This is a genomic window from Bradyrhizobium manausense, from assembly GCF_018130615.1.
Taxonomy (GTDB): domain Bacteria; phylum Pseudomonadota; class Alphaproteobacteria; order Rhizobiales; family Xanthobacteraceae; genus Bradyrhizobium; species Bradyrhizobium manausense_A.
In genome coordinates this window covers 155772-176664 of the sequence record NZ_JAFCKB010000004.1, presented here as the reverse complement: position 1 = coordinate 176664, position 20893 = coordinate 155772, and the positions used below count along the sequence as shown (strand labels likewise).

Annotated in this window: 21 protein-coding genes; 10 read left to right on the top strand and 11 right to left on the bottom strand. The window is 63.8% G+C overall.

Features of this window, described 5'->3' with window-relative positions; translation table 11 throughout:
• Positions 1-42: 42 nt before the first annotated feature.
• The gene (gene thrS / locus JQ587_RS09805; protein WP_212301680.1) at positions 43-2085 is read right to left on the bottom strand and encodes a threonine--tRNA ligase; all 2043 of its coding nucleotides are present in this window, start codon (positions 2083-2085) and stop codon (positions 43-45) included.
• A 186-nt stretch (positions 2086-2271) separates the two neighbouring features.
• Here thrS and JQ587_RS09800 point away from each other — a divergent pair, with 186 nt between their 5' ends.
• On the top strand, positions 2272-3444 hold the full coding sequence (locus tag JQ587_RS09800; protein ID WP_212425168.1) for an MFS transporter: 1173 nt from the start codon (positions 2272-2274) through the stop codon (positions 3442-3444).
• Positions 3445-3535: 91 nt separating this feature from the next.
• Complete coding sequence (locus tag JQ587_RS09795) at positions 3536-3916, top strand: hypothetical protein (protein ID WP_212301677.1); 381 nt, start codon at positions 3536-3538, stop codon at positions 3914-3916.
• A gap of 20 nt (positions 3917-3936) precedes the next feature.
• Here the strand turns inward: JQ587_RS09795 and JQ587_RS09790 are convergent, their stop codons facing one another.
• Both JQ587_RS09790 and JQ587_RS09785 read right to left on the bottom strand, forming a co-directional pair.
• On the bottom strand, positions 3937-4263 hold the full coding sequence (locus JQ587_RS09790; protein WP_212425167.1) for a GrlR family regulatory protein: 327 nt from the start codon (positions 4261-4263) through the stop codon (positions 3937-3939).
• Between the two features lie 181 nt (positions 4264-4444).
• Positions 4445-5755 carry an alpha/beta hydrolase gene (locus tag JQ587_RS09785; RefSeq protein WP_212425166.1) on the bottom strand — a complete coding sequence of 437 codons (1311 nt, stop codon included), beginning with the start codon at positions 5753-5755 and terminating at the stop codon, positions 4445-4447.
• 362 nt (positions 5756-6117) lie between these two features.
• On the opposite strand from JQ587_RS09785, the gene JQ587_RS09780 reads away from it, so the two are divergent.
• Both JQ587_RS09780 and JQ587_RS09775 read left to right on the top strand, forming a co-directional pair.
• Entirely contained in the window at positions 6118-7485 is a 1368-nt protein-coding gene (locus tag JQ587_RS09780; RefSeq protein WP_212301675.1) for an APC family permease, read from the top strand.
• Between the two features lie 2 nt (positions 7486-7487).
• A complete protein-coding gene (locus tag JQ587_RS09775) occupies positions 7488-8702 on the top strand; it encodes a hypothetical protein (protein ID WP_212425165.1) in 1215 nt (404 codons plus the stop codon).
• Here the strand turns inward: JQ587_RS09775 and JQ587_RS09770 are convergent, their stop codons facing one another.
• Both JQ587_RS09770 and yidD read right to left on the bottom strand, forming a co-directional pair.
• Positions 8703-8915, bottom strand: a complete 213-nt coding sequence (locus tag JQ587_RS09770) for a hypothetical protein (protein WP_212301671.1) — start codon at positions 8913-8915, stop codon at positions 8703-8705.
• 91 nt (positions 8916-9006) lie between these two features.
• Complete coding sequence (gene yidD, locus JQ587_RS09765; protein WP_212301670.1) at positions 9007-9345, bottom strand: membrane protein insertion efficiency factor YidD; 339 nt, start codon at positions 9343-9345, stop codon at positions 9007-9009.
• 230 nt (positions 9346-9575) lie between these two features.
• On the opposite strand from yidD, the gene JQ587_RS09760 reads away from it, so the two are divergent.
• Positions 9576-10475 carry a COG3904 family protein gene (locus tag JQ587_RS09760; protein WP_212425164.1) on the top strand — a complete coding sequence of 300 codons (900 nt, stop codon included), beginning with the start codon at positions 9576-9578 and terminating at the stop codon, positions 10473-10475.
• Positions 10476-10491: 16 nt separating this feature from the next.
• Here JQ587_RS09760 and JQ587_RS09755 read toward each other — a convergent pair whose 3' ends face one another.
• On the bottom strand, positions 10492-10947 hold the full coding sequence (locus tag JQ587_RS09755; protein WP_212301668.1) for an iron-sulfur cluster assembly scaffold protein: 456 nt from the start codon (positions 10945-10947) through the stop codon (positions 10492-10494).
• Between the two features lie 245 nt (positions 10948-11192).
• Here JQ587_RS09755 and folE point away from each other — a divergent pair, with 245 nt between their 5' ends.
• The 4 genes from folE to JQ587_RS09735 all read left to right on the top strand — a co-directional run bounded on the left by folE (position 11193) and on the right by JQ587_RS09735 (position 14828).
• Positions 11193-11885: a GTP cyclohydrolase I FolE gene (gene folE, locus JQ587_RS09750; RefSeq protein ID WP_212301667.1), complete on the top strand. Its 693-nt coding sequence runs from the start codon at positions 11193-11195 to the stop codon at positions 11883-11885.
• A gap of 28 nt (positions 11886-11913) precedes the next feature.
• Complete coding sequence (gene hisI / locus JQ587_RS09745) at positions 11914-12336, top strand: phosphoribosyl-AMP cyclohydrolase (RefSeq protein WP_212301666.1); 423 nt, start codon at positions 11914-11916, stop codon at positions 12334-12336.
• 152 nt (positions 12337-12488) lie between these two features.
• Entirely contained in the window at positions 12489-13502 is a 1014-nt protein-coding gene (locus JQ587_RS09740; protein ID WP_212425163.1) for a lytic transglycosylase domain-containing protein, read from the top strand.
• A gap of 150 nt (positions 13503-13652) precedes the next feature.
• The gene (locus tag JQ587_RS09735) at positions 13653-14828 is read left to right on the top strand and encodes a DUF2336 domain-containing protein (protein WP_212301664.1); all 1176 of its coding nucleotides are present in this window, start codon (positions 13653-13655) and stop codon (positions 14826-14828) included.
• Between the two features lie 112 nt (positions 14829-14940).
• On the opposite strand, the gene JQ587_RS09730 is transcribed toward JQ587_RS09735, so the two are convergent.
• The 3 genes from JQ587_RS09730 to JQ587_RS09720 all read right to left on the bottom strand — a co-directional run bounded on the left by JQ587_RS09730 (position 14941) and on the right by JQ587_RS09720 (position 16974).
• Positions 14941-15519 (bottom strand): Hpt domain-containing protein, encoded by a 579-nt coding sequence (locus tag JQ587_RS09730; protein WP_212425162.1) that lies wholly within the window; start codon positions 15517-15519, stop codon positions 14941-14943.
• A gap of 30 nt (positions 15520-15549) precedes the next feature.
• Entirely contained in the window at positions 15550-16095 is a 546-nt protein-coding gene (locus JQ587_RS09725; protein WP_008133731.1) for a response regulator, read from the bottom strand.
• Positions 16096-16194: 99 nt separating this feature from the next.
• Positions 16195-16974 carry an NAD kinase gene (locus JQ587_RS09720; RefSeq protein ID WP_212425161.1) on the bottom strand — a complete coding sequence of 260 codons (780 nt, stop codon included), beginning with the start codon at positions 16972-16974 and terminating at the stop codon, positions 16195-16197.
• 233 nt (positions 16975-17207) lie between these two features.
• Between JQ587_RS09720 and JQ587_RS09715 the strand changes: the two genes are divergently transcribed.
• Positions 17208-18767, top strand: a complete 1560-nt coding sequence (locus tag JQ587_RS09715; RefSeq protein ID WP_212425160.1) for a S10 family peptidase — start codon at positions 17208-17210, stop codon at positions 18765-18767.
• Here the strand turns inward: JQ587_RS09715 and JQ587_RS09710 are convergent.
• Together JQ587_RS09710 and JQ587_RS09705 are read right to left on the bottom strand one after the other, a co-directional pair.
• On the bottom strand, positions 18757-20142 hold the full coding sequence (locus JQ587_RS09710) for a serine hydrolase domain-containing protein (protein ID WP_212425159.1): 1386 nt from the start codon (positions 20140-20142) through the stop codon (positions 18757-18759). The genes JQ587_RS09715 and JQ587_RS09710 overlap by 11 nt on opposite strands.
• 107 nt (positions 20143-20249) lie before the next feature.
• Complete coding sequence (locus JQ587_RS09705) at positions 20250-20792, bottom strand: tetratricopeptide repeat protein (RefSeq protein ID WP_212301659.1); 543 nt, start codon at positions 20790-20792, stop codon at positions 20250-20252.
• Positions 20793-20893: the final 101 nt, after the last annotated feature.

The window sequence follows — 20893 nt, the reverse complement described above, 5'->3', positions numbered from 1 at the left end:
GCACGCCCGCAACCGGAAGCGAATTTAGATCGATTTCAGAGATCAGACCGCGCCGCGCATCCGCCGGACATCCGGCGGGGTCGCCTCGTCGACCAGGGCGGCGATCGCCTCCTCGGTCGTCATCACCTTCTGGCCGTCGCTGCCGAGCCGGCGGATGGAGACCGAATGCGTCTCGGCCTCTTTCTTGCCGACCACGAGCAGCGCCGGGATCTTGGCCAGCGAGTGCTCGCGGACCTTGTAGTTGATCTTTTCGTTGCGCAGGTCGATCTCGACCCGCAGGCCCGCGCGCCGCGCCTGCTCCAGCACGACCTTGGCGTATTCGTCGCCTTCCGAGGTGATGGTCGTGACCACCGCCTGCACCGGCGAGAGCCAGAGCGGGAAGTTGCCGGCATAGTGCTCGATCAGGATGCCGATATAGCGCTCCATCGAGCCGCAGATCGCGCGATGCACCATCACCGGCGGTTTCTTGCCGCCGTCATGGTCGATGTAGAACGCACCGAACCGTTCCGGCAGGTTGAAATCGACCTGCGTGGTGCCGCACTGCCAGTCGCGGCCGATGGCATCGCGCAGCACATATTCGAACTTCGGCCCATAGAAGGCGCCTTCGCCGGGATTGATCTCCGTCTTGATGTGATTGTTCTGCGACTGGATCTCGCGCAGAACCGTCGCCATCACGCGCTCGGCGTGATCCCACATCGCATCGGTGCCGACGCGTTTCTCCGGCCGCGTCGACAGCTTCACGGTGAGATCGCCGGTGAAGCCGAAATCGGCGTAGGTCGACAGGATGAGGTCGTTGATCTTCAGGCACTCTTCGGCGAGCTGGTCCTCGGTGCAGAAGATGTGCGCGTCGTCCTGGGTGAAGCCGCGCACGCGCATCAGGCCGTGCATGGCGCCGGACGGCTCATAGCGATGCACCACGCCAAATTCGGCGAGGCGGAGCGGCAGGTCGCGGTAGCTCTTCAGACCGTGCTTGAAGATCTGGACGTGACCGGGGCAGTTCATCGGCTTCAGCGCGAACCAGCGCTTGTCCTCGGCCTCGTCGCCGGCGGACTGAGCCGCGAACATGTTCTCGCGGTACCAGCCCCAGTGGCCAGAGGTCTCCCACAGCACCTTGTCCAGGATCTGCGGCGCGTTGACCTCGCTGTAGTCGCCGGTCAGGCGGCGGCGCATATAGGCGATCAGCTGCTGGAAGATGGTCCAGCCCTTCGGATGCCAGAACACGACGCCCGGACCCTCCTCCTGGAAATGGAAGAGATCGAGCTCGCGTCCGAGCTTGCGATGGTCGCGCTTCTCGGCTTCCTCGATCTGCTTGAGATAGAGATCGAGATCCTCCTGCTTGGCGAAGGCCGTGCCGTAGATGCGCGTCAGCATCGGATTGTTGGAATCGCCACGCCAGTAGGCGCCGGCCACCTTCATCAGCTTGAAGGCGTTGCCGACCTTGCCGGTGGAAGTCATGTGCGGGCCGCGGCACAGGTCGAACCAGTCGCCCTGGTAGTAGATCTTGATCGGCTCGTTGCCGGGAATGGCGTCGACCAGCTCGACCTTGAAGGCCTCGCCCTTGTCGCGGAACACCTGCTTGGTTTTCTCGCGATCCCAAACCTCTTTCGTGAAAGGCTTGTCGCGCGCGATGATCTCGCGCATCTTTTTCTCGATGGCCGCGAAATCCTCAGGCGTGAACGGCTCGTTGCGGAAGAAGTCGTAATAGAACCCGTTCTCGATCACCGGGCCGATGGTGACTTGCGTGCCCGGCCACAGCGACTGCACGGCTTCCGCCAGCACGTGGGCGCAGTCGTGGCGGATCAGTTCGAGCGCCTCCGGCTCGTCGCGCGTGATCAGCCTGAGCTTGGCGTCAGCCTCGATGGGATCGTTGAGATCGGTGAGCACGCCGTCGAGCGCCATCGCCACGGTGCGCTTGGCCAGCGAGGGCGAGATGCCTTTGGCGATATCGAGGCCGGTGATGCTCTGGTCGAACTGGCGTTGGGCGCCGTCGGGGAAGGTGAGGGTGACTTTGGCGGCGGGGGTCACGGGCTTCAGATTGCTGAGGCTGTATTGAAAGCCGGATTCGGATTTGGGCTGGTCGGACATTGCTTTTCTCCTGAGGCTCACTCCTGCGAACGAGCGCAGGTAAGCGGGAACGAGCGATATATCAGGCGATTCGGCCTGCGCAATCCGGCAATTCCAAGAAAGTGGCGCGCAAAAGCCGGGGCGGTGCTCCAACTATTTCGGGACATGGCCTTTAACTGGCCGCGGGTCTGCTCTACATGCAACTGCATGGAAAATCCCCGCGCCGGCCGTTTTGCGCCAACTTCCCTGATGCTTGGCAATCTCGTCACCGGTTGCTCGGTGCTGGCGCCGGCGGGGATGCTGCCGGAATTGTCGGCAGGGCTCGGCATCAGCATCCGCGCGGCCGGGCTCCTGATCACCTTCGGCGCGATCACGCTGTGCATCGGCTCGCCGCTGACGGCGTGGCTAACCAGCCGCATCGAACGGCGGATATTGCTCACGATCACGCTCGCGGTGCTCGCTGTTGGCAATCTCGCTTCGGCATTCGCACCAGACTATTCGACCCTCCTTATCGTCCGCCTGGTGATGCTCGCCGTCGGCGCGCTCTACACGCCGCAGGCGGCGGGCACGGCGGCGCTGATCGTGCCGGCGGAGCGGCGCGGCAGCACGATTGCTTATATCTTCCTGGGCTGGTCGCTCGCTGCAGCCGTCGGCCTCCCGCTGATCACCTTCATCGCCAGCCGCTACGGCTGGCGCGCGGCCTATGGCGAGATCGGCGCGCTCGGCTGTGTCAGCTTCCTGTTGCTGCTGGTGCGTTTGCCAGCCGGCTTGAAGGGCACGCCGGTCGATCTGAAGACCTGGAGCGAGGTCGGCCGCAGCAGGACCATCCTGCTCTTGCTGGCGATCACGACGCTGCAGATGTCGGGCCAGTTCACGGTGTTCACTTTCATGGGCCCGCTGCTCAAGAAGCTGACCGACGCGGGCCCGGATGCGATCGGCTTGGTGTTCGCCACTTACGGAGTGTGCGGCTTCCTTGGCGTTGCGGTGGCGAGCCGCATCGTCGACACATGGGGGCCGTACCGGACGTCGTTGCTGTTCACGTGCCTGTTACTGGCGGGCATTGCGGGATGGGCGCTGAGCGCGGGCAACCTTGTGTTGATGGCGACGGGGGTCGCGGTCTGGGGACTGGGCTTTGCATCGACCAATTCCATGCAGCAGGTGCGGCTGGTCTCGGCCGCGCCGCCGCTTGCGCCCGCAACCGTCGCGCTCAATACGTCGGTTCTCTACATCGGCCAGGCCATCGGCTCCGCCGTCGGTGGACTGCTGTTTGCCCGCGAATTGCTGCATAGCACAGGCTTTGTGGCGATCGGCTTCGTCTTTCTTGCGCTGGTCCTGGTCGTTGTGAGCCGGCCCCGGCCTGCTGCTGTCGGCTCCCGCTGAAAGCCGATGTTTCCGGTGCGCAAGGCGCTTGGCAAACCGCGCGGGAGAGCGCTAGAAGGCCGGTCATGGGGACCAAAGAGAGTTGACTGAAATGAGGATGATTTTGGCGGTTGCCGCGGTGCTCTATTCAGCCTCCGCGTTTGCGCAAGCCGACAAGCCACCGATGGTGGGGGACAAGCCGCTGGTGCAGGTCAAGCCCAAAGGCGCGAAGGAGGCAGCTGCGAAGCCGGCCGCCGCGGCGCCGAAGGGCAAGCCGCAGTCGATCGCAGTGCGGCTCCAGGCTTGCCTCGATACCGACGACGGTACCAAGGACCGTCTCAACTGCTACGACGCCGTGATTCCGCCGACGCCGAAGCCCAAGCCGCCCAAGGCCAAGGGTGTCGCCGATTGCCGCTTCCTCAAGGAAGAGGACGAACGGCTGGCGTGCTTCAACGGCTTTGCCGAGAGCATTCCGAAGCTGCCGAAGAGCTGAGAGTCTGGGGGGCTGGGCGCCTAGTCGGTGATCCGGCTCAGCACTGCTCTGAAGGCAACGCCCGGCACTTGCAGCGCGTTGCCTTCGAATTCAGCCGTGTCGCCATCCTCGCGGCCGGCGAGCGTCAGCGTGATCCGGTCGACGCCGAACAGCGCCTTGAACGCGGGGTCGTCGTTGTAGCGTTCGGTCGAGATTTTGACCTTGATGCTTTCGCCTTCGCCCGTGTAGGTGCCGATGAACGCGAAGGCTGAATTGCCGCCGCGCATCTTGCCATCCGTCACATAGACGACGCCGCATCCGGTTCCGTGAACCGTGTGGAAATCGACCTTATACAGTCCCTGACGCACGACCTGTCCCTGCAGAAGAGGCGCACTGGTTCAAGTGCAATGTGGCCGGCAAAATATGGCCGTGGCCAACGGAAGCAATCCGGAGCCCCCCGGGGATGTCGTCCATCAACATCACATTTTGATCACAGCCCGGGAGAGTTGCACGCAGTGCGTCGAAATACCGGCGTGCGCAATATTTGGATTAACGGCTCGATACCGACGGGCTGGTGGCTGCGACGCGCGTCAGGGCGAGCGCCGGCGTTGCCGACATCTTCACCAGTACGTCCTTGAGCGGGTACTGCGTCCATGCGCGATTGACGTAGTCGCGGTGGGTGATGCCGTCGCCGGTTTCGACGAATACGACGCTGCCGGGACGCAATGGGCCGTCCATGTCCTCGGATACGCCGATACCCTTTTGCCGCAGCATGCTCATCAATTCGCGGTCGCGCCGCGCGGTGTAGTGGGTATAGGAGCTGACGAAAAAGCCCGAGCGATGGCTCTCGATCCAGGACGCGAACTTGTCCATCTCGCCGTAGACCGCATCGAGTAGCACGACGCCGCGGACGCGATCGCTGATGCCGCCGACCTCGAGGCTCCAGGCGGTCGGCAGGAAGCCGCCGCTATAGCCGACGATCACGATCGGCATGCTGGCGAAGGCGCGCGCGCTGTTGGGATCGCCGGTGAGACGGGCGAGGTGGCTCGCCGATTCATCCATGAAGCGCTTGAGACCGCCCGCCTGCCAGAACTTTCCGGCGCTGGAATCGGCGGCATCGACGGCCATCTGCGGGGCAAGCAGTACCGCGTTGGCGCCTGAAGCGGTAATCTGTTGCGGCACCAACTGGCGGTCGCGCACGTCGCGCTCAAGCGTCGCGCCATTGCCGTGGAAGAACACCACGATCACCCCAGGCTTGCGCACGTCGAAATGCTCAGGGACGTGCACCAGCACGCGGCTGTCGTTGTAGGTCTCGTCCTGCCAGAACACGCGTCCCGAGTAGCTGCGATGTCCGCGGCGGTCGCCCTTGGAGATGTTGAGGAATGGCGCGTCGGAGGCGGGGTTGTTGCCGAAATAGGGGAAGGCCGAGGATTTCATGCTGACGAGGGTCGTCAGGTCTTCACGTGGCGGACGCTGATAGGGGATCTGCGGCTCCAGCGAAGCCACCTTGTACGGCGCCTGCGCCGGCTGAGGCTGTTGCTGTACGGCGCGCTTGGGCGAGAAGTCCGACATCTGCCGTTGCAGGAAGCTCTCGCTCGCCGACGGAAAGCGCTCTTTGAACTGCGGGGCAGGGAAGCGATCTTCGAAGGTATCGCCGCTTGCGACTTGCTGATTGAAGACTTGCGGATTGGTCTTCGCAATGACCTGGGCGTTGGCCTGCGAATTCGTGGCGAGCGCTGTCGGATTGGGCGCCTGGCCGCATTGAACCAGCGCCAGTGATAGCGGCACAAAGGCGGAGATCAGGGCGATCCGAAGCGCACGACCGCGCGCCCCGGACGCCTTGGTCCGGTCAGCACGCATGTCTGCTTTCAATTTCGGAACGGCCCCGACCATCCACCCATGACCCCAAGCCATGAACCACGTCCAGCGGCTACGTCCAAGCCAATTGAGCCGACTGGCGTTTAGGTGACGTTAAGCGTCCGGAGAAACTTTCCCCACATCCGGAACGGTCAAAAAAGACCACGCAATCGTGTCGCGATTGTGGGAGCGGCGCGCGTATTTCCGGGGCCGATTACGGGTTTATTGTACGAAAGCGGGCGAGAAAGGTGACTAATTACCGATTTCAACCGCCTCATTTAACCCTTGTTAACCCTGCTTGAATTGACTGGACCAATCTGCACGATGCCTCCCATGAGGCGCGACGCCTGAGGCTAAGGACCCAGATGACGGCATCAGATGCGGGAACCACGCCCTGGACCGGGCGGCTGATCGGAGGCGGCTCCGGGGTTTCCGTTCTGGTTGCAATTGCCATTGTCGTTGCCGACATGATCGGGGTCGGCGTCTTCACCAGTCTTGGCTTCCAGGTCAAGGACATCCCCTCGGGCTTTTCAATCCTCGCGCTGTGGACGGTCGGCGGCATCGTCGCGCTGTGCGGCGTGTTCTCCTACAGCGAACTGGGCGCGATGTTTCCGCGCTCGAGCGGGGAGTACAATTTCCTCGGTCGCGCCTATCATCCGGCCTTCGGCTTTCTCGCCGGTTGGGTCTCCGCGACGGTCGGCTTCGCAGCGCCCGTGGCGCTCGCCGCCATGGCCTTCGGCGAATATGCCAAGTCCGTCGTGCCCGATCTGCCGCCGATTCCGCTCGCGATCGGCGTGGTGTGGCTGGTCTCGATCGTGCAATTGACCGGCGTCAGGCACTCCTCGACCTTCCAGCTGATCTCGACCATCCTCAAGGTCGTGCTGATCGTCGCTTTCCTCGTCGCCGGATTCGTCATCGGCACGCCGCAGCCGATCGCCTTCACGCCGCAGCCGGGGGATCTCGCCCATATCGTCAGCGCGCCCTTCGCGATCGGGCTCGTGTTCGTGATGTATTCGTTCTCAGGCTGGAACGCCGCGACATACATCATCGGCGAGATGAACATGCCGCAGCGGGATCTGCCGCGTGCGCTGCTTGCGGGCACGCTGATCGTGCTGGTGCTGTACGTCGCGCTCAACGCGGTGTTCCTCTATTCGACGCCAATCAGATCTCTGGCCGGCCAGCTCGACGTTGCAAGTGTGGCCGGCAGCGCCATCTTCGGCAATCTCGGCGGTCGCATCGTCGGCGCGATGATCTGCGTCGGCCTGATCTCCTCGATCAGCGCGATGATGTGGATTGGCCCTCGTGTGATGATGACGATGGGGGAGGATATCCCGGCGCTGCGCGTGTTCTCGAAGAAATCGGTGAGCGGCGCGCCGGCCTACGCCATCCTGTTTCAACTCGCGGTCGCCAATCTGTTGCTGTTCACCCGCAGCTTCGAGGCGGTGCTCGACTTCATCCAGTTCGCGCTGCTGTTCTGCTCGTTCTTCACGGTTGCCGGCGTGATCAAGCTGCGCATCACCGATCCCGACCTGCCACGACCCTATCGTGCCTGGGGATACCCGTTCACGCCGCTCATCTTCCTGCTCGTGACCGCCTTCATGATGTACTACCTCTTGACCGAGCGGCCCGTGCAGTCGCTGTCGGGCATGCTCGTCATGCTCTCGGGCCTGCTGATTTATGCTGTTTTCCGCAGGCGGCCGGTCGCCGCTGCCACGTCACACAATCGCGAATAGACATGTTTCGAGTCATGAGACTTGCGGCCGTCGCTTTTGCCCTTATGGCTGCGGTCATCTCGTCCGCGCGGGCGGCCGAGGTCACTTTCGACGACACTGCGCGCTTCCTCGCGGGCATGCAGCCTTCGGCGGAGTCACCGCTGGCGCCGCTGACCAGGGATCCATCCTGGCAGCATCACGCAAAATTCTTCGACGGCGCCTTCGCGCAACTCGAGCAGCGCCAATTGTCGAAGATCCGGGACTGGTCTGACGTCAATCTCGCCGCGCCCAGGCCGACCATGTTCTATTTGTTCAGCGGCCCGGATTTCCTCTACGCCAACGCGTTCTATTCCAAGGCCAGCACTTACGTGCTGGGTGCGCTGGAGCCGGTTGGTGCGGTGCCCGACCTGTCCAAGCTGTCACGCGTCTCGGTCGACGCCGCGCTCTACAATGTCGAGCGTTCGCTCGGCTCGATCCTGAGCTTTTCCTTCTTCATCACCAAGCAGATGAAGGTCGACCTGCACGTCAACCAGGTCAATGGCACCTTGCCCATCCTCTACGTGTTCCTGGCGCGTTCCGGCAAAACCATTCGCAACGTCGAGATGGTCGCGCTCGACAACAAGGGCGGAATGCACGTTGGCAATGATAATCCAGGGCTGAACGCCACGCGCGGCGTCCGCATCACGTTCGCAAGTGCCGACGGCGAGGCGCGTACGCTGTATTATTTCTCGACCGATCTCTCCAATTCCGGCGCACGCGCGGCGGGCTTCCTGAAATTCTGCGAGACGCTCGGGCCAGGCAACAGCTTGCTCAAGAGCGCGTCGTATCTATTGCACGCAGGCAACTTCACCGTTGCCCGCGACTGGCTGCTCGCCAACAGCACGACCATTATCCAGGACGATTCCGGCATTCCGCTTGCCAATTACAATCCGCGGCAATGGCGCTTCTTCCCGTTTGGTCGCTATCTCGGACCGATCAACGAATTCCCTGGCCGCTACCAGGAGCGCTACGCTGAATTGTTCACCCGCGCCCAACCAATCGATTTTGGCGTCGGCTACCGCTGGCGGATGCATGAGTCGAATCTGCTGCTGTCGGTGAAGATTCCCGGAGGCGAGATCGCTCCCGCCGCAGACACGACATCGTCGGCCGAACTGCCGCCGAAACCGACGCGCCCGAAGCGACCGCGTCCGCCCGAGCCGATTCCGCCGCCCCCCGGACGCTTCTTCTGGTTCCGCTAACTACCAGTGCACGCTCTGGCTCGGCACGATGAACGCCGTCGTGCTTGGCGGCGTTGCAAGACTGGTCGCCAGATACCACCCGGAGCCGACGACGAAGACGAGCAGGGCGATGATCGCGAGCATGTCGATCGTTCGGGGATCGTGATCCCTGGGATTAAACCTAAGATGCGAACCGGGCCTGAAGTGAAAATGAGGGCTGATTTTCCAGCGCATTGTTGTTTCCTCCCGTGGGAGCATCACAACAACGCGAGGGCAGAGTTCCGGTTCCGCTCGGGGCAGCGATGCGCAAAGCACCGCAGCACGCTTAGGAAGCGTTGACGCCGCGCCAGCGCGCGTATCGCCATGGCAAGTACCAGCGCGCACCTTGCGGCGCGGTGAGAGGTACGTTGTCGATGCCCGAGGTGCCAAAGGGATTGCAGCGCAACAAGCGTGCGAGTGTCATCCAGCCGCCGGCCCAGAGTCCGAAACGCTCGATCGCCTCGTCGCCATAGACGGAACATGTCGGCAAGTGTCGGCAATTGTAACCGACCAGCGGCGACAGCGTATGTCGATACAGCCAGATCAGCGCGCGGCCGAATCTGCGCGGCAGCCGTAACGCCTCGACAACGGGAGTGGAACAGTGCTCGCAGGTTGTGTGCTTCATGTGCGCTGTGCCGACGTCCTGTGCGCAGTGATGGTCAGTTCCAATGCAGGGAACAGCGAGCTGTTGCGGGCGCGCCATATTTTACCTGCTTTCAGGGAGCAGTGCAGCAAGTACCTATGGACGATCTGTATTCCCCCGGATACCATTTTTATGACGTCAATGTGTAGACTCGTTGGAACGTCGAAACGGGGCTTGCCTGACTGCTTTTAGGGCTTGGGGAAGGAACCAGTTTGAAACTTCTGAAGTCGCTCAACCTTCGCGGCTGGTTGTTGGTGGGAACCGCTGCCTGTGGTGTCATGTTGGCGGGCGCCGTCGCGACGGTCGGTTCGCCGGCCCGAGCCGGCGCCTCACTCGAAGAACGCAAGCTGCCGATGAAGTTTGGCTGGGTTGCCTGCGAGCCCAATTGCCGCGGTTGGGTCAGCGCGGTCGGCATCATCACCGCCGATACACCGAAGGACTTTGACGACTTCGCCCGCGGGCGCCAGCTCGGCGGTGCCACCGTCGTACTCGATTCCAGCGGTGGTTCCGTCAACGACGCGATCACGCTCGGCCGGCGCTTCCGCAATCTCGGCCTTCTGACTACCGTCGGCATCACGCAGCAGACCAACAGGCAGGGCGCCCGTCCGGCGGTCGCTTCAGAAGCCTATTGCGAATCCATGTGCGTGTTCCTGCTGCTGGCCGGCAAGAAACGCTACGTGCCCGAAGCCGCTCATGTCCGCGTGCATCAGATCTGGATGGGAGACCGCGCAGACGACGCCAAGGCGGCAAGCTACAGTGCACAGGATCTGATGATCGTGGAACGCGACATTGGCCGGCTCGCCAAATACACCTTTGACATGGGCGGGGCAGGGGACCTGCTGTCGCTCGCGCTCAGCGTGCCGCCTTGGGAAGATCTGCACGAGCTCGACGCAGCCGAACTGAAGCTGACCAATCTCGTGACAACCAATCTCGTTGCCGACGTGCTCCCGCATGTGGACATCACGGCGCCCGCAGTGGCGGAGCTTGCGCCGAAGACGCAGGCCAGGTTTGGCGAGGAACCGGAGCCGCAGGCGGCCAAGTCCACCAAGACGGCGGAAGCCGTGGTCCCGACCGGCGGCGCGGTGGCGCCAGCTGCGGCGCCACAGAAGTAAGACCTCTAATCTCGCTTCAGTCTTGCGCAGGGGCCGGCTGTTTCGCCTTGGCCTCGATCTGGCCGATCGCGTCGACCACGGCATCGAAGGTCAGGAGCGTCGAGGCGTGGCGCGCCTTGTAGTCGCGGACCGGCTCGAGGAACTTGATCTCTTCCCATTTACCTTGAGGAGGGGCCCCATTCTCCTTCAGCATCTTGCGAACGGTTTCGCGTAACTCACGGAGTTCGCTCGCAGTCGAGCCGACGACGTGACTTGCCATGATGGATGAGGAGGCCTGTCCCAGCGCACAGGCCTTCACGTCATGGGCGAAGTCGGTAACGGTATTGCCCTCCATCTTGAGGTCGATCTTCACGGTCGAGCCGCACAGCTTGGAATGGGCGGTGGCGGAGGCATCGGGAGCCGACAACCGCCCGAGACGCGGAATATTGCCGGCGAGCTCGATGATCCGCTTGTTATAGATGTCGTTCAGCATGTGATGGAGTCCAACACTTACCTACCCAATCGGCCTTGGCGGGCGCCGTCCAGGGTCCTATATAGGGTCGGAACTGGCGGAAAAACAGTCCGGCGGGGGCGTCGGTGGGGATCCGGATCTGCGCTGCCGAGGTGATGACCCAAGGGCATTTTTCGTCATAATTTGTTCTCTTCAGGCGTCCGGCGGCTTGTCCGCCCCGTCTGCCGGTGACACTCCGGCCGTTGAGGCCGTCGAACGGAGTAGACATGGACGCCACCATCAAATCCATCCGCCCGAGCAAGCCTTCCGACCGGCAGCCCGAGAGCCGCCCGGCAGAGCTTGATCCTGCCGAATTCCTCGCGGCCGCCGTCCGCGCCGACCAGCCGCGCCCGGCGCGCGCCGAGGCGGAAGCTGCAGTGAAGACGCTGCTCGCCTATATCGGCGAGAACACCGGGCGCGAGGGCCTGCTCGACACGCCGCGCCGCGTGGTCGAGGCTTTCGATGAGCTCTATCAGGGCTACCACCAGTGTCCGGCCGAGGTGCTCGACCGCACCTTCGGCGAGACCGCCGGCTATGACGACTTCGTGCTGGTGCGTGACATCGAGTTCACCTCGCAATGCGAGCACCACATGATGCCGTTCTACGGCAAGGCACACATTGCCTATACGCCGGTGGAGCGCGTCGTCGGCCTGTCGAAGCTCGCACGCCTGACCGACATCTTCGCCCGCCGGCTCCAGACGCAGGAGCATCTGACGGCGCAGATTGCGGCCGCGATCGACGAGATCCTGAAGCCCCGCGGGGTGGCCGTCCTGATCGAGGCCGAGCACACCTGCATGTCGGTGCGTGGTGTGGCCAAGCACGGCGCCTCGACCTTCACCAGCCGCTACACCGGCATGTTCCGCGACAATCCGGCGGAGCAGGCCCGCTTCCTGTCCATGGTGCGAGGCCTGACGCGCTGACCTCGCGAGTAACTGGCGAGATTTTGTCGTGTCCGCTCATTCCCACGAGATCGAGGAAGGCCTCGCCTTCCTCCCCAAGTTCGATGCCGCCGGCCTCGTGACCTGCGTGGCGACCGACGTCGCTACCGGTGACGTGCTGATGGTCGCGCACATGAATGACGAAGCGTTGCGCAAGACCATCGCGACCGGCGAAGCCTGGTATTTCAGCCGCTCGCGCAACGCCTTGTGGCGAAAAGGCGAGACGTCAGGTCAGACCCAGCGCGTGGTCGAGATCCGCACTGATTGCGACCAGGATGCAGTCTGGCTCCGCGTTGAGCAGATCGGCGCGGCTTGCCACACCGGTCGCCGATCCTGCTTCTATCGCAAGGTCGAGGTGGAGGGGGAGGGTGCGAAGCTCGTCTTCGTCGATGCGGACAGGCTGTTCGATCCGAACGCGGTTTATAGGAAATGACGTTCGTGATTCCGGGCTCGCGCTTCGCGCGCCCCGGAATGACCGCGAGAGCTAAATTAACCCCGCATTAACCATAACTGTCCCACGGTGAGACGATCAGGTGTCCGAATTGCCGGCGCCGCTTAAACGCCGCGCAGGCCGGTCACGCCATCATGTCGGTCGATAATTCCAGTGCCTCGCAGACGGCCGCAACGGGCGCGCCGCGCGTTGCCGGTGCGATCAAGCAGGCCTCGAGCCAGACCGGCGTCAGCTTTGAATACATGCTGACCACCGCCAAGATGGAATCGGATTTCGATCCGTCGGCCGGTGCGACCACGTCGTCCGCCCACGGCCTCTATCAGTTCATCGACCAGACCTGGCTCGGCACGGTGAAGGAGGCGGGCACCCAGCTCGGCTACGGCAACTACGCCGACGCGATCACTAGGACATCCTCAGGCACCTACACCGTCGACGATCCCTTCATGAAGCGCTCGATCATGAAGCTGCGCGACGATCCGGAGGCCGCATCCAGCATGGCGGCGGCCCTGACGCAGTCGAACAGCTTCAAGCTCACAGGTCTGCTCGGCCGCAGGCCGTCCGACAGCGAGCTCTACATGGCGCATTTCATGGGCGTCGGTGGAGCTGCAAAGCTGATCGCTAATGCCGAGGACAATCCGCAAGCCGTCGGCGCGCGGCTGTTTCCCAATGCGGCCTCCGCCAACCGCTCGATCTTCTACGCCAAGGACGGTCGTGCGCGCAGCGTCTCCGAAGTCTATTCGGTGCTGAACGCGCGCTATGCCGGCGCCGCGAACGCGAGGTCCACGCGCAGTGCGATGGCGATGTATGGCGACACACCGTCGACCACGCAGGTCGCCAGCGCCAACGGCGTGCAACCCGTCGCGCCGATGGTCAATGGTGCCGCCTATCTCCAGACCTTTCCGGATTCGCGTTCGGTGACGCCGGTGAGCGCGATATCGCCGACGACGGTGGCTGACAGCACGCCGACGACACCTGCGTTTCGTTCGATCTATCAGCCTGGTGATGCCACGCAGCCGGTTTCGACGACGGTGCAGAAATTGTGGGGCAGCAACGCCTCGCTGACATCCGTTGCCTCGGCGACGCCTGATGTGCGCCCGCCGCAGCCGCTCGATCTCTTCAGCGATCGCAGCGGCACGTTCTCGAGCTAGCCCGCTGCGGGGCGGCTTCCAGCTCTTAATAAATCATCAACAAAACCAGCCAGTTATGGTGAACGCTTTGTTAAGCGTCGTGGTTTATTTTGTGTTGCAGGTGACAAGCCGTCACCGTTTCGTTTTTTCGTTGCGTAAGCCGGAAGCACCATGATTGTTCGGCAGTTCATCAATTGGATCAGGACCGCGCCAGCCGGTGAGCGCGCGGAGGCAACGCGGGCGTTGGCCCGGGCCTGGCTGATCTCAGACCTTTCCCATGACGATCGCCTCGCCGCCGAAGGCGCGCTGCTGATGTTGCTCGACGATCCATCGCCGCTGGTGCGCCAGGCCATGGCCGAGGCTTTTGCGCGCAGCGCCGATGCGCCGGCATCGATCGTGCGGGCGTTGTCGGCGGACCAGCCGACCGTGGCGCTCCCCGTGCTCGAACATTCGCCGCTGCTGGTCGATGCTGATCTCGTCGATATCGTTGCGACCGGTAATGACGAGGTCCAATGCGCGGTCTCCCGCCGCATCGCGCTGCCGGTCTCGGTCTGCGCCGCCATCGCCGAAGTCGGCTGCGCGGCCGCCGCACTTGAGCTGATCGAAAATCCCCATGCCGAGCTCGCACCATTCTCCTGGAATCGAATCGTCGAGCGTCATGGCCATCTCGCCGCGATCCGCGAGGCGATGCTGGTGCTGGACGACATTCCGGCGGCGACACGCGCCGCGCTGGTGGCAAAGCTCTCCGAGACGTTGGCGCAATTCGTCGTAGCACGGAACTGGTTGAGCGCCGATCGCGCCGAGCGCATGACGACGGAGGCGCGTGACCGCTCCACCATGAACATCGCGGCACGCTCGCGCGGCGACGATATGCAGGGCCTGGTGAAGCATCTGCGTATCACCGGCCAGCTCACTGCCGGCCTGATCCTGCGCGCGCTGCTCTCGAGCAACCTCGACCTGTTCGATGCGGCGCTCGCCGAATTGGCCGACCTGCCGCTCGCGCGCGTCTCAGCGCTGCTGCACGACCGCGGCGGCAACAGCCTGCATGCGCTGCTGCGCCGCGCCGGGTTGCCCGAGACGACGTTCGCCGCCTTCCAGGTTGCGCTCGATGCCTGCCACGAGCAAGGCTTTGTCGACACCGACGATACCGCGGCCCGGCTGCGGCGCCGCATGGTCGAGCGTGTGCTCACCCATTGCGAGACCGATCGGGGCGCCACCGAGCCGCTCATGGTCCTGCTGCGTCGCTTTGCCACCGAGTCTGCGCGCGAAGAGGCGCGATTGTTCTGCGACGAACTCGTCGCTGAGGACACGATCGATCCGGTGTACGACGATCTGATCGCGGCGTAGCGAGACGCCGTAGGGCGGGCAAAGGCGCGCAGCCTACGATACCAATCGTATCGATGGCGTTGGCCTCAAACTCCGTCATTGCGATCGCAATGATGTGGGGAGAGAGCCGAACCTATTCCGCTGGCGCGATGCTCGGCGCCAGGATCACTTCAAGATGTTCGGGGCGGTCGCGGTTGACGTCGGCGAGATAATCGTCGGCGACCTTGCGCAGACGGCGGCTGAGCTCGGCGGAGACACTGATGCTGTCGAGCTTGGTGTTCTCCTGCACGATGGCGAGGATCGCGTTGATGTGGTGCGTGAACAGCTCGGCCGGCACCTTCTCGAGATCCGGCGCGTGCTCGATGATGCGGCACAGGCTCTCGGCAACGCCCGCTGCAGCCGGAAAACCGAATGTGGCAGCGTCGCCCTTGATGTCGTGCGCGGCGTGGAACAACTCGTCGCGCCGCTCTTTGGTGAAGCCCTCGTTGCGGATGGCGACGTAGGCGGCCGACAGCCGGTTGACCTCGATCGTCATCCAGGCCTTGAACTCGTTGGCGAGCCCCGCCAGCGCCTGCTCGGCGCGGCCAATCGGATCGTCCATGTCCTTCTCTTCGACACGACGCAGCACCTTGCGCAGCGGATTGGGCTGCGTGATGACGTGATGCGTGGCGAAAGCCTTGACCTCGATGTCCTTTGCGCTGTTCTTCGCCATGATGCCTGCCTCGTCGTGAGGGACGTTGCGCTAGATGGAGGAGCGGGCCTTGTCGAGCAGCGAGGGCTGCTGGAGCACCTCGTGCTTTTCGCCGACGCGGCGCTCCGGGCCCATATAGGCGGAGTTGGTGTTGCGGCGCCGGTCGGGGCCGAAATAGGTTTTGGTCTTGATGAAGGGCCGGGGACTGGCGACCACGTTGAGAATCCGCTGGTAGAGACCCTTGGCCGAAATCGGCTTGGCCAGGAATTCGGTGACGCCGGCATCGCGCGCGACGGTGACGCGGCGCTTCTCGGAATGCCCGGTCAGCATGATGATCGGCGCGTAGGGGTTGCCCTTGGATTCCGGCTGCCGGATCATTTGTGCGAGCTCGAGCCCGTCGAAGATCGGCATCGCCCAGTCGGTGATGACGATGTCGGGCACGTAATGGCTGTACATTTCGAGCGCCGTCGCGCCGTCTTCGGCCTCATAGACCTCGCGCGCGCCGAACGAATGCAGCAGCGTCCGCAGGATGCGGCGCATGTGCGGATTGTCGTCGCAGACTAGAAAGCGCAGCTTGTTGAAGTCGATGCGGAACATGACGCCCAGGCCAAAGCGGTCAACCTTCGTTAACCATATCGCGCCGGGAGTTAACGAAGCGTTGCGAACGGTGCCTCCGGCGGAGCGCCGGGCAGGTGTTCAGTAGCCGAACTGCTCGCGCAGAATGCGCTCTTCCAGGCTGTGACCGGGGTCGAACAGCATGCGCATCGAGATGCTCTTGTCGGACAGCACCTCGACGCGCCGGACCCTGCGGACCTCCTCATGGTCGGCGACGGCCGCGACCGGGCGCTTGTCGTCCTCCAGCACCTCGATCACCACATAGGCGGTGTTGGGCAGCAGGGCACCACGCCACCGCCGCGGCCGGAAGGCGCTGATCGGTGTCAGTGCCAGGAGGGCGGCGTTGATCGGCAGGATCGGCCCCTGGGCGGAGAGATTATAGGCCGTCGAGCCGGCGGGCGTCGCCACAATGATCCCGTCGGCGATCAGCTCAGGCATGCGCTCGCGCTCGTCGATCAGGATGCGCAGGCGCGCCGCCTGGTAGGTCTGGCGGAACAGATAGACCTCGTTGATGGCGTGGTGCAGATGGACGCGGTCGTTCACGTCGGTCGCGCGCATCAAGAGCGGATTGATTTCGGACTCATGCGCAGCCTCGAGGCGGGCGCGCAAATCGACCGTCGAATATTCGTTCATGAGGAAGCCGACCGTGCCGCGGTGCATGCCGTAGATCGGCTTTCCCGTGTGCATGTGCTGGTGCAGGGTCTGGAGCATCAACCCGTCGCCGCCGAGCGCCACCAGGACGTCGGCTTCGTTCGGCTCGCAATTGCCGTAGCTTTGGGTGAGCTGCCTGAAGGCGGCCTGCGCTTCGCTGCTCGGGCTGGCGACGAAGGCGATCCGGTCGTATCGCGATGGCTTGGTCATGGCTTCCAGGCAGGTGTCGCTGGCTTGAGAAAGTTCCGCCGAGGTCGTCTATACGACCTGGGCCTCTATTGTCGAGGATGACCGCCCGGCAAGGCAAACGCGCCGGTCGGGAAGGGGTAAAGCCGGGCGGATCGGGCCGAAAAGCCCTTCCTGGGCCTCCGATCCCCCAAACCGTCGCAATTGCCGGCCACAACTGCGGCTAACGGCCGACGAACGGGGCGAGGAGAACAATCATGGTCATGAGCTTGCCGATGCTGCGCCGGGTGGGCCTGCTCCTGGCGGTGTCTGCTTTCGCGCTCGGGGGCCCGGCGCGTGCGGACGATCCGCCGCAGCCGCGCAACGAGACGGCCGCACCTGCGGGACAGAAGGGCGGGCGCGGCAGCAATGCGGCGCAGGCCTCGCCATCGGCCGCCGAGCAGCATCGTCTGCCCGGTGACTCCACCACGAAGCAGACGCTCGATCTGCCGGGCCGAACGCTCAACTTCGCCGCGACCGCCGGCTCGATCCGTGTGTTCGACGACAAGGGTGAGCCGCTCGCCGACATCGCCACCACGTCCTACGAGCTCGACGGGGCCGATCGCGCTACGCGTCCGGTGACCTTCCTGTTCAACGGCGGGCCCGGTGCCTCCTCGGCATGGCTTCAGTTCGGCGCGGTCGGGCCGTGGCGGTTGCCGCTCGACGGCGAGAGGCTGTCGCCATCGGCTTCGCCCGAGGTGAAGCCCAACGCGGAGACCTGGCTCGATTTCACCGATCTCGTCTTCGTCGATCCCGTCGGCACCGGCTATAGCCGTCTCATCGCGAGCGGCGAGGATGCGCGCAAGCGGTTCTACTCGGTCGATGGTGACGTCAATTCGATTGCGCTCGTGATCCGCCGCTGGCTCGAGAAGCACAACCGGCTGACCTCGCCGAAATACGTCGCGGGCGAAAGCTACGGCGGCATTCGTGGACCGAAGGTCGTGCGACAGTTGCAGCTTCAGCACGGCGTGGGCGTCAGGGGATTGATCCTGGTGTCGCCGTTGCTGGATTTCCGCGAGTTCACAGGCACCAGCCTCCTGCAATATGTCGCGACCTTGCCGAGCTATGTCGCAGTCGCGCGCGAAGCCAAGGGGCCAGTCAAGCGCGCCGATCTTGCCGATGTGGAGGCCTACGCGCGCGGCGAATTCCTGGCCGATCTCGTCAAGGGCGAGGCGGACAAGGAGGCCACCAATCGTCTGGCTGACAAGGTCGCGGAGTTGACCGGCATCGACCAGGCGGTGAGCCGCAGGCTCGCCGGCCGCTTCGATGTCAGCGAATTCCGCCGCGAGCTCGATCGCAAGGACGGCATGGTGACCGGTCGCTATGACGCTTCCGTGCGTGGCTTCGATCCCTATCCGGATTCGAGCAGCTCACGCTTCGGTGACCCCTCGGGCGATGCGCTTCAGGCGCCGCTGACGAGCGCTGCGGTCGATGTGATCACGCGAAAACTCAATTGGCGGCCGGACGGCTCGTATGAAGTCCTCAACGGTGCCGTCGAGCGCAATTGGGACTTCGGCGGCGGCATCAACCCGCCGCAATCGCTGTCAGAGCTGCGTCAGATCCTCGCCACGGATGCAAAGCTGAACGTGCTGGTCGCGCATGGCCTGTTCGATCTCGCCACACCCTATTTCGGAACAATGCGGGCGCTCGACCAGTTGCCTGCTTTCGCGGCGCAGCGCGTGAAGTTCGTCGTCTATCCCGGCGGCCATATGTTCTATTCACGCGATGGCTCGCGGCAGGCGCTTCGCGGTGAGGTCCAGGGATTGATCAGGGAGTAGACCGTCGTTTTCGCGGCTTGTATCTCTGCGCGATCTCGCGTGCCACGGCGCTCGCAGGCTTGATGTTGGCTCCGGCAAGCCAGATGCCGTTGATCCTCCCGCGCTTGTCGCGGGCGCGACGCACCGGCTCGCCATGGCTGGAATAGCCGGCTGCCCAAGCGAGCCTGCCGGCATCGCGGCCGGTGACCTCGATCTCGGCGGCATCCATGAACGGATTGTTGAGCTGCGGATTGGCGACGAGCACGCGGTTGCCGGCGGGCACCAGATCGGTCGCGCCCCAGATCGTCCACCAGCGGCCGGTCCAGTCACGCACGCGCCGGTCCGGCGCGCCGCGTGCCTTGAAGACGCGCAGAATCTGCATCGCGCCGTCCATCCAGAAGGGTGCTGCGCCATCGATGGAGTTGCTGAGGATGCTGATCGCAAGTTCGCACGCAGGAATGGAGCAGGTCCGCGATATATAGCCCTGGAAGCCGCCGCCATGGCCGAACCAGTCCCAGCCGTCGGTCTTGCCGGCCTTGACGCCAAGGCCGTAATAGCCCTCGAACGTCTGCGGGACGCGCCAATGGTGTCGCGTCATCTCGCGGCGGCTCGCGACCGACAGCACGCTCTTTCTGGCGTTGGGGGCGAGCTGGGCAAAGAAACGCGCGGTGTCGGCGGCGGTGGCCACGAAGCCGGCGGCCGATGCCATCGCGTGGGCCGGATTGTCGCCGGGGATCACGCAGCGCACGCCTAGCGGCAGTTTTCGCGTATGGCCGCGCGCAAACGGCGCGCCCCTGGGAAGTGGCGCATTCGGCTCGGTTTCGCGAAGGCCTGCGGGCGCGATGATCTCGCGCTTGATCCAGGCAGAGTAGGGCTCCTTGGTCACCGCCTCGATGACGAGGCCCATCAGGCCGAAGCCGTGATTGGAGTATTTGAAGCGCGTGCCTGATGCGATCGCGGTCGGCAGCTGCAACTCGGCCAGCAGCTCCTTGGCGTTGAGATAGGGACGGCTGTCGATGAACTGGCCGGAATCGGCGCCGTCGCGCGTCAGTCCGGCGCTGTGCGAAAGCACCTGCGCAATCGTCGTCTCGGCGACGCGCGGATGCAAGCCGCTCACATATTGGCCGACGGGATCGTCGAGCCGGAGCTTGCGCTGCTCGCGCAGCTTCATGATTCCGGCCGACGTAAAGCTCTTCGAGTGCGAGGCGATGCGGAAGCGATGACGCGGAGTGAGCTTTTCGCCGGTGTCGAGATTGGCAAGCCCGAACGCATGCTCGGCGACGACCTCGCCGCGATGAACGAAAGCGACCATGACGCCGGGCTGTTGGAAGGTCGTCTGCTGGAATTCAATCCAGGAGCCGATGTAGTCGATCGCGGATCGCAGCCACGTGTCCATTGCGCACCAGTTCGCGAGGGGGATGGGTGCGCGAAGGCTAGCCGAGAAAGTAGAACGGGCACAACCTAGAAGGTTGTGCCCGTTCGCTTGATGCGAGGTGCGATGTCTCAGTAGACGAGCGTCGCGCCGGTCGGCTTGTCGAGCGCGGCAGCGAGCGAGCGATACTCGGAGCTGTCGGTGCCGGCGAGCGAGGCGATCTTGTTCAGGTGATACTGAGCCTGTTCGCGGTTGCCCTGCTCGAGCTGCCAGAGGCCATAATACTGCCAGGTGCGGACGTGGTTCGGATCGTCCTTCAGTGCGATCTCGTAATAGGCCTTCGACGACTGGTAGTCGCCGAGCTTGCGATAGGAGTAGCCGATCAGGTTGGCGACATCGGCGACGTCGTCGCGCTTGAGCTGCTTCAGCTGGCCGATGGCGCTCGTATAGTCGTTCTTGTCGTAGATGGTGGTGTAGGCGGTGCGATAGGCCGCGAGGAATTTCGGATCGCTGACGGAAGAGCTCTTCTTCTTCCCCTTCTTGGCCGAGCTATCCGACTTCGGCGGCGGCGAAGGATCGTCGCTACCGGCGGCATAGGCGCTCGTCAGCGCCGGTCCGGCCGCCAGCGCCATCGAGACAAGTCCCGGTACCAGAAGCATTGAAAGTTTGCGCATCTAAGTTCTCCCGAATGGAACGTGGCGATCCTACACGATTGCCCAAAGACCGGAACACCCGGCCGGTAAAAACATTCCCGGTCCCAGGCCGTCCGGCCTTG

Bases quoted from the DNA above. Each gene is read 5' to 3' on its own strand.
- JQ587_RS09740 (WP_212425163.1), top strand. From the start codon at position 12,489: ATGTCGGTCGATAATTCCAGTGCCTCGCAGACGGCCGCAACGGGCGCG.
- JQ587_RS09770 (WP_212301671.1), bottom strand. From the start codon at position 8,915: ATGCGCTGGAAAATCAGCCCTCATTTTCACTTCAGGCCCGGTTCGCAT.
- JQ587_RS09800 (WP_212425168.1), top strand. From the start codon at position 2,272: ATGGAAAATCCCCGCGCCGGCCGTTTTGCGCCAACTTCCCTGATGCTT.
- JQ587_RS09730 (WP_212425162.1), bottom strand. From the start codon at position 15,519: ATGGCGAAGAACAGCGCAAAGGACATCGAGGTCAAGGCTTTCGCCACG.
- JQ587_RS09725 (WP_008133731.1), bottom strand. From the start codon at position 16,095: ATGTTCCGCATCGACTTCAACAAGCTGCGCTTTCTAGTCTGCGACGAC.
- JQ587_RS09710 (WP_212425159.1), bottom strand. From the start codon at position 20,142: ATGGACACGTGGCTGCGATCCGCGATCGACTACATCGGCTCCTGGATT.
- JQ587_RS09755 (WP_212301668.1), bottom strand. From the start codon at position 10,947: ATGCTGAACGACATCTATAACAAGCGGATCATCGAGCTCGCCGGCAAT.
- JQ587_RS09775 (WP_212425165.1), top strand. From the start codon at position 7,488: ATGTTTCGAGTCATGAGACTTGCGGCCGTCGCTTTTGCCCTTATGGCT.
- folE (WP_212301667.1), top strand. From the start codon at position 11,193: ATGGACGCCACCATCAAATCCATCCGCCCGAGCAAGCCTTCCGACCGG.
- JQ587_RS09735 (WP_212301664.1), top strand. From the start codon at position 13,653: ATGATTGTTCGGCAGTTCATCAATTGGATCAGGACCGCGCCAGCCGGT.
- JQ587_RS09715 (WP_212425160.1), top strand. From the start codon at position 17,208: ATGGTCATGAGCTTGCCGATGCTGCGCCGGGTGGGCCTGCTCCTGGCG.
- yidD (WP_212301670.1), bottom strand. From the start codon at position 9,345: ATGAAGCACACAACCTGCGAGCACTGTTCCACTCCCGTTGTCGAGGCG.
- JQ587_RS09785 (WP_212425166.1), bottom strand. From the start codon at position 5,755: ATGCGTGCTGACCGGACCAAGGCGTCCGGGGCGCGCGGTCGTGCGCTT.
- JQ587_RS09705 (WP_212301659.1), bottom strand. From the start codon at position 20,792: ATGCGCAAACTTTCAATGCTTCTGGTACCGGGACTTGTCTCGATGGCG.
- JQ587_RS09780 (WP_212301675.1), top strand. From the start codon at position 6,118: ATGACGGCATCAGATGCGGGAACCACGCCCTGGACCGGGCGGCTGATC.
- JQ587_RS09720 (WP_212425161.1), bottom strand. From the start codon at position 16,974: ATGACCAAGCCATCGCGATACGACCGGATCGCCTTCGTCGCCAGCCCG.
- thrS (WP_212301680.1), bottom strand. From the start codon at position 2,085: ATGTCCGACCAGCCCAAATCCGAATCCGGCTTTCAATACAGCCTCAGC.
- JQ587_RS09795 (WP_212301677.1), top strand. From the start codon at position 3,536: ATGAGGATGATTTTGGCGGTTGCCGCGGTGCTCTATTCAGCCTCCGCG.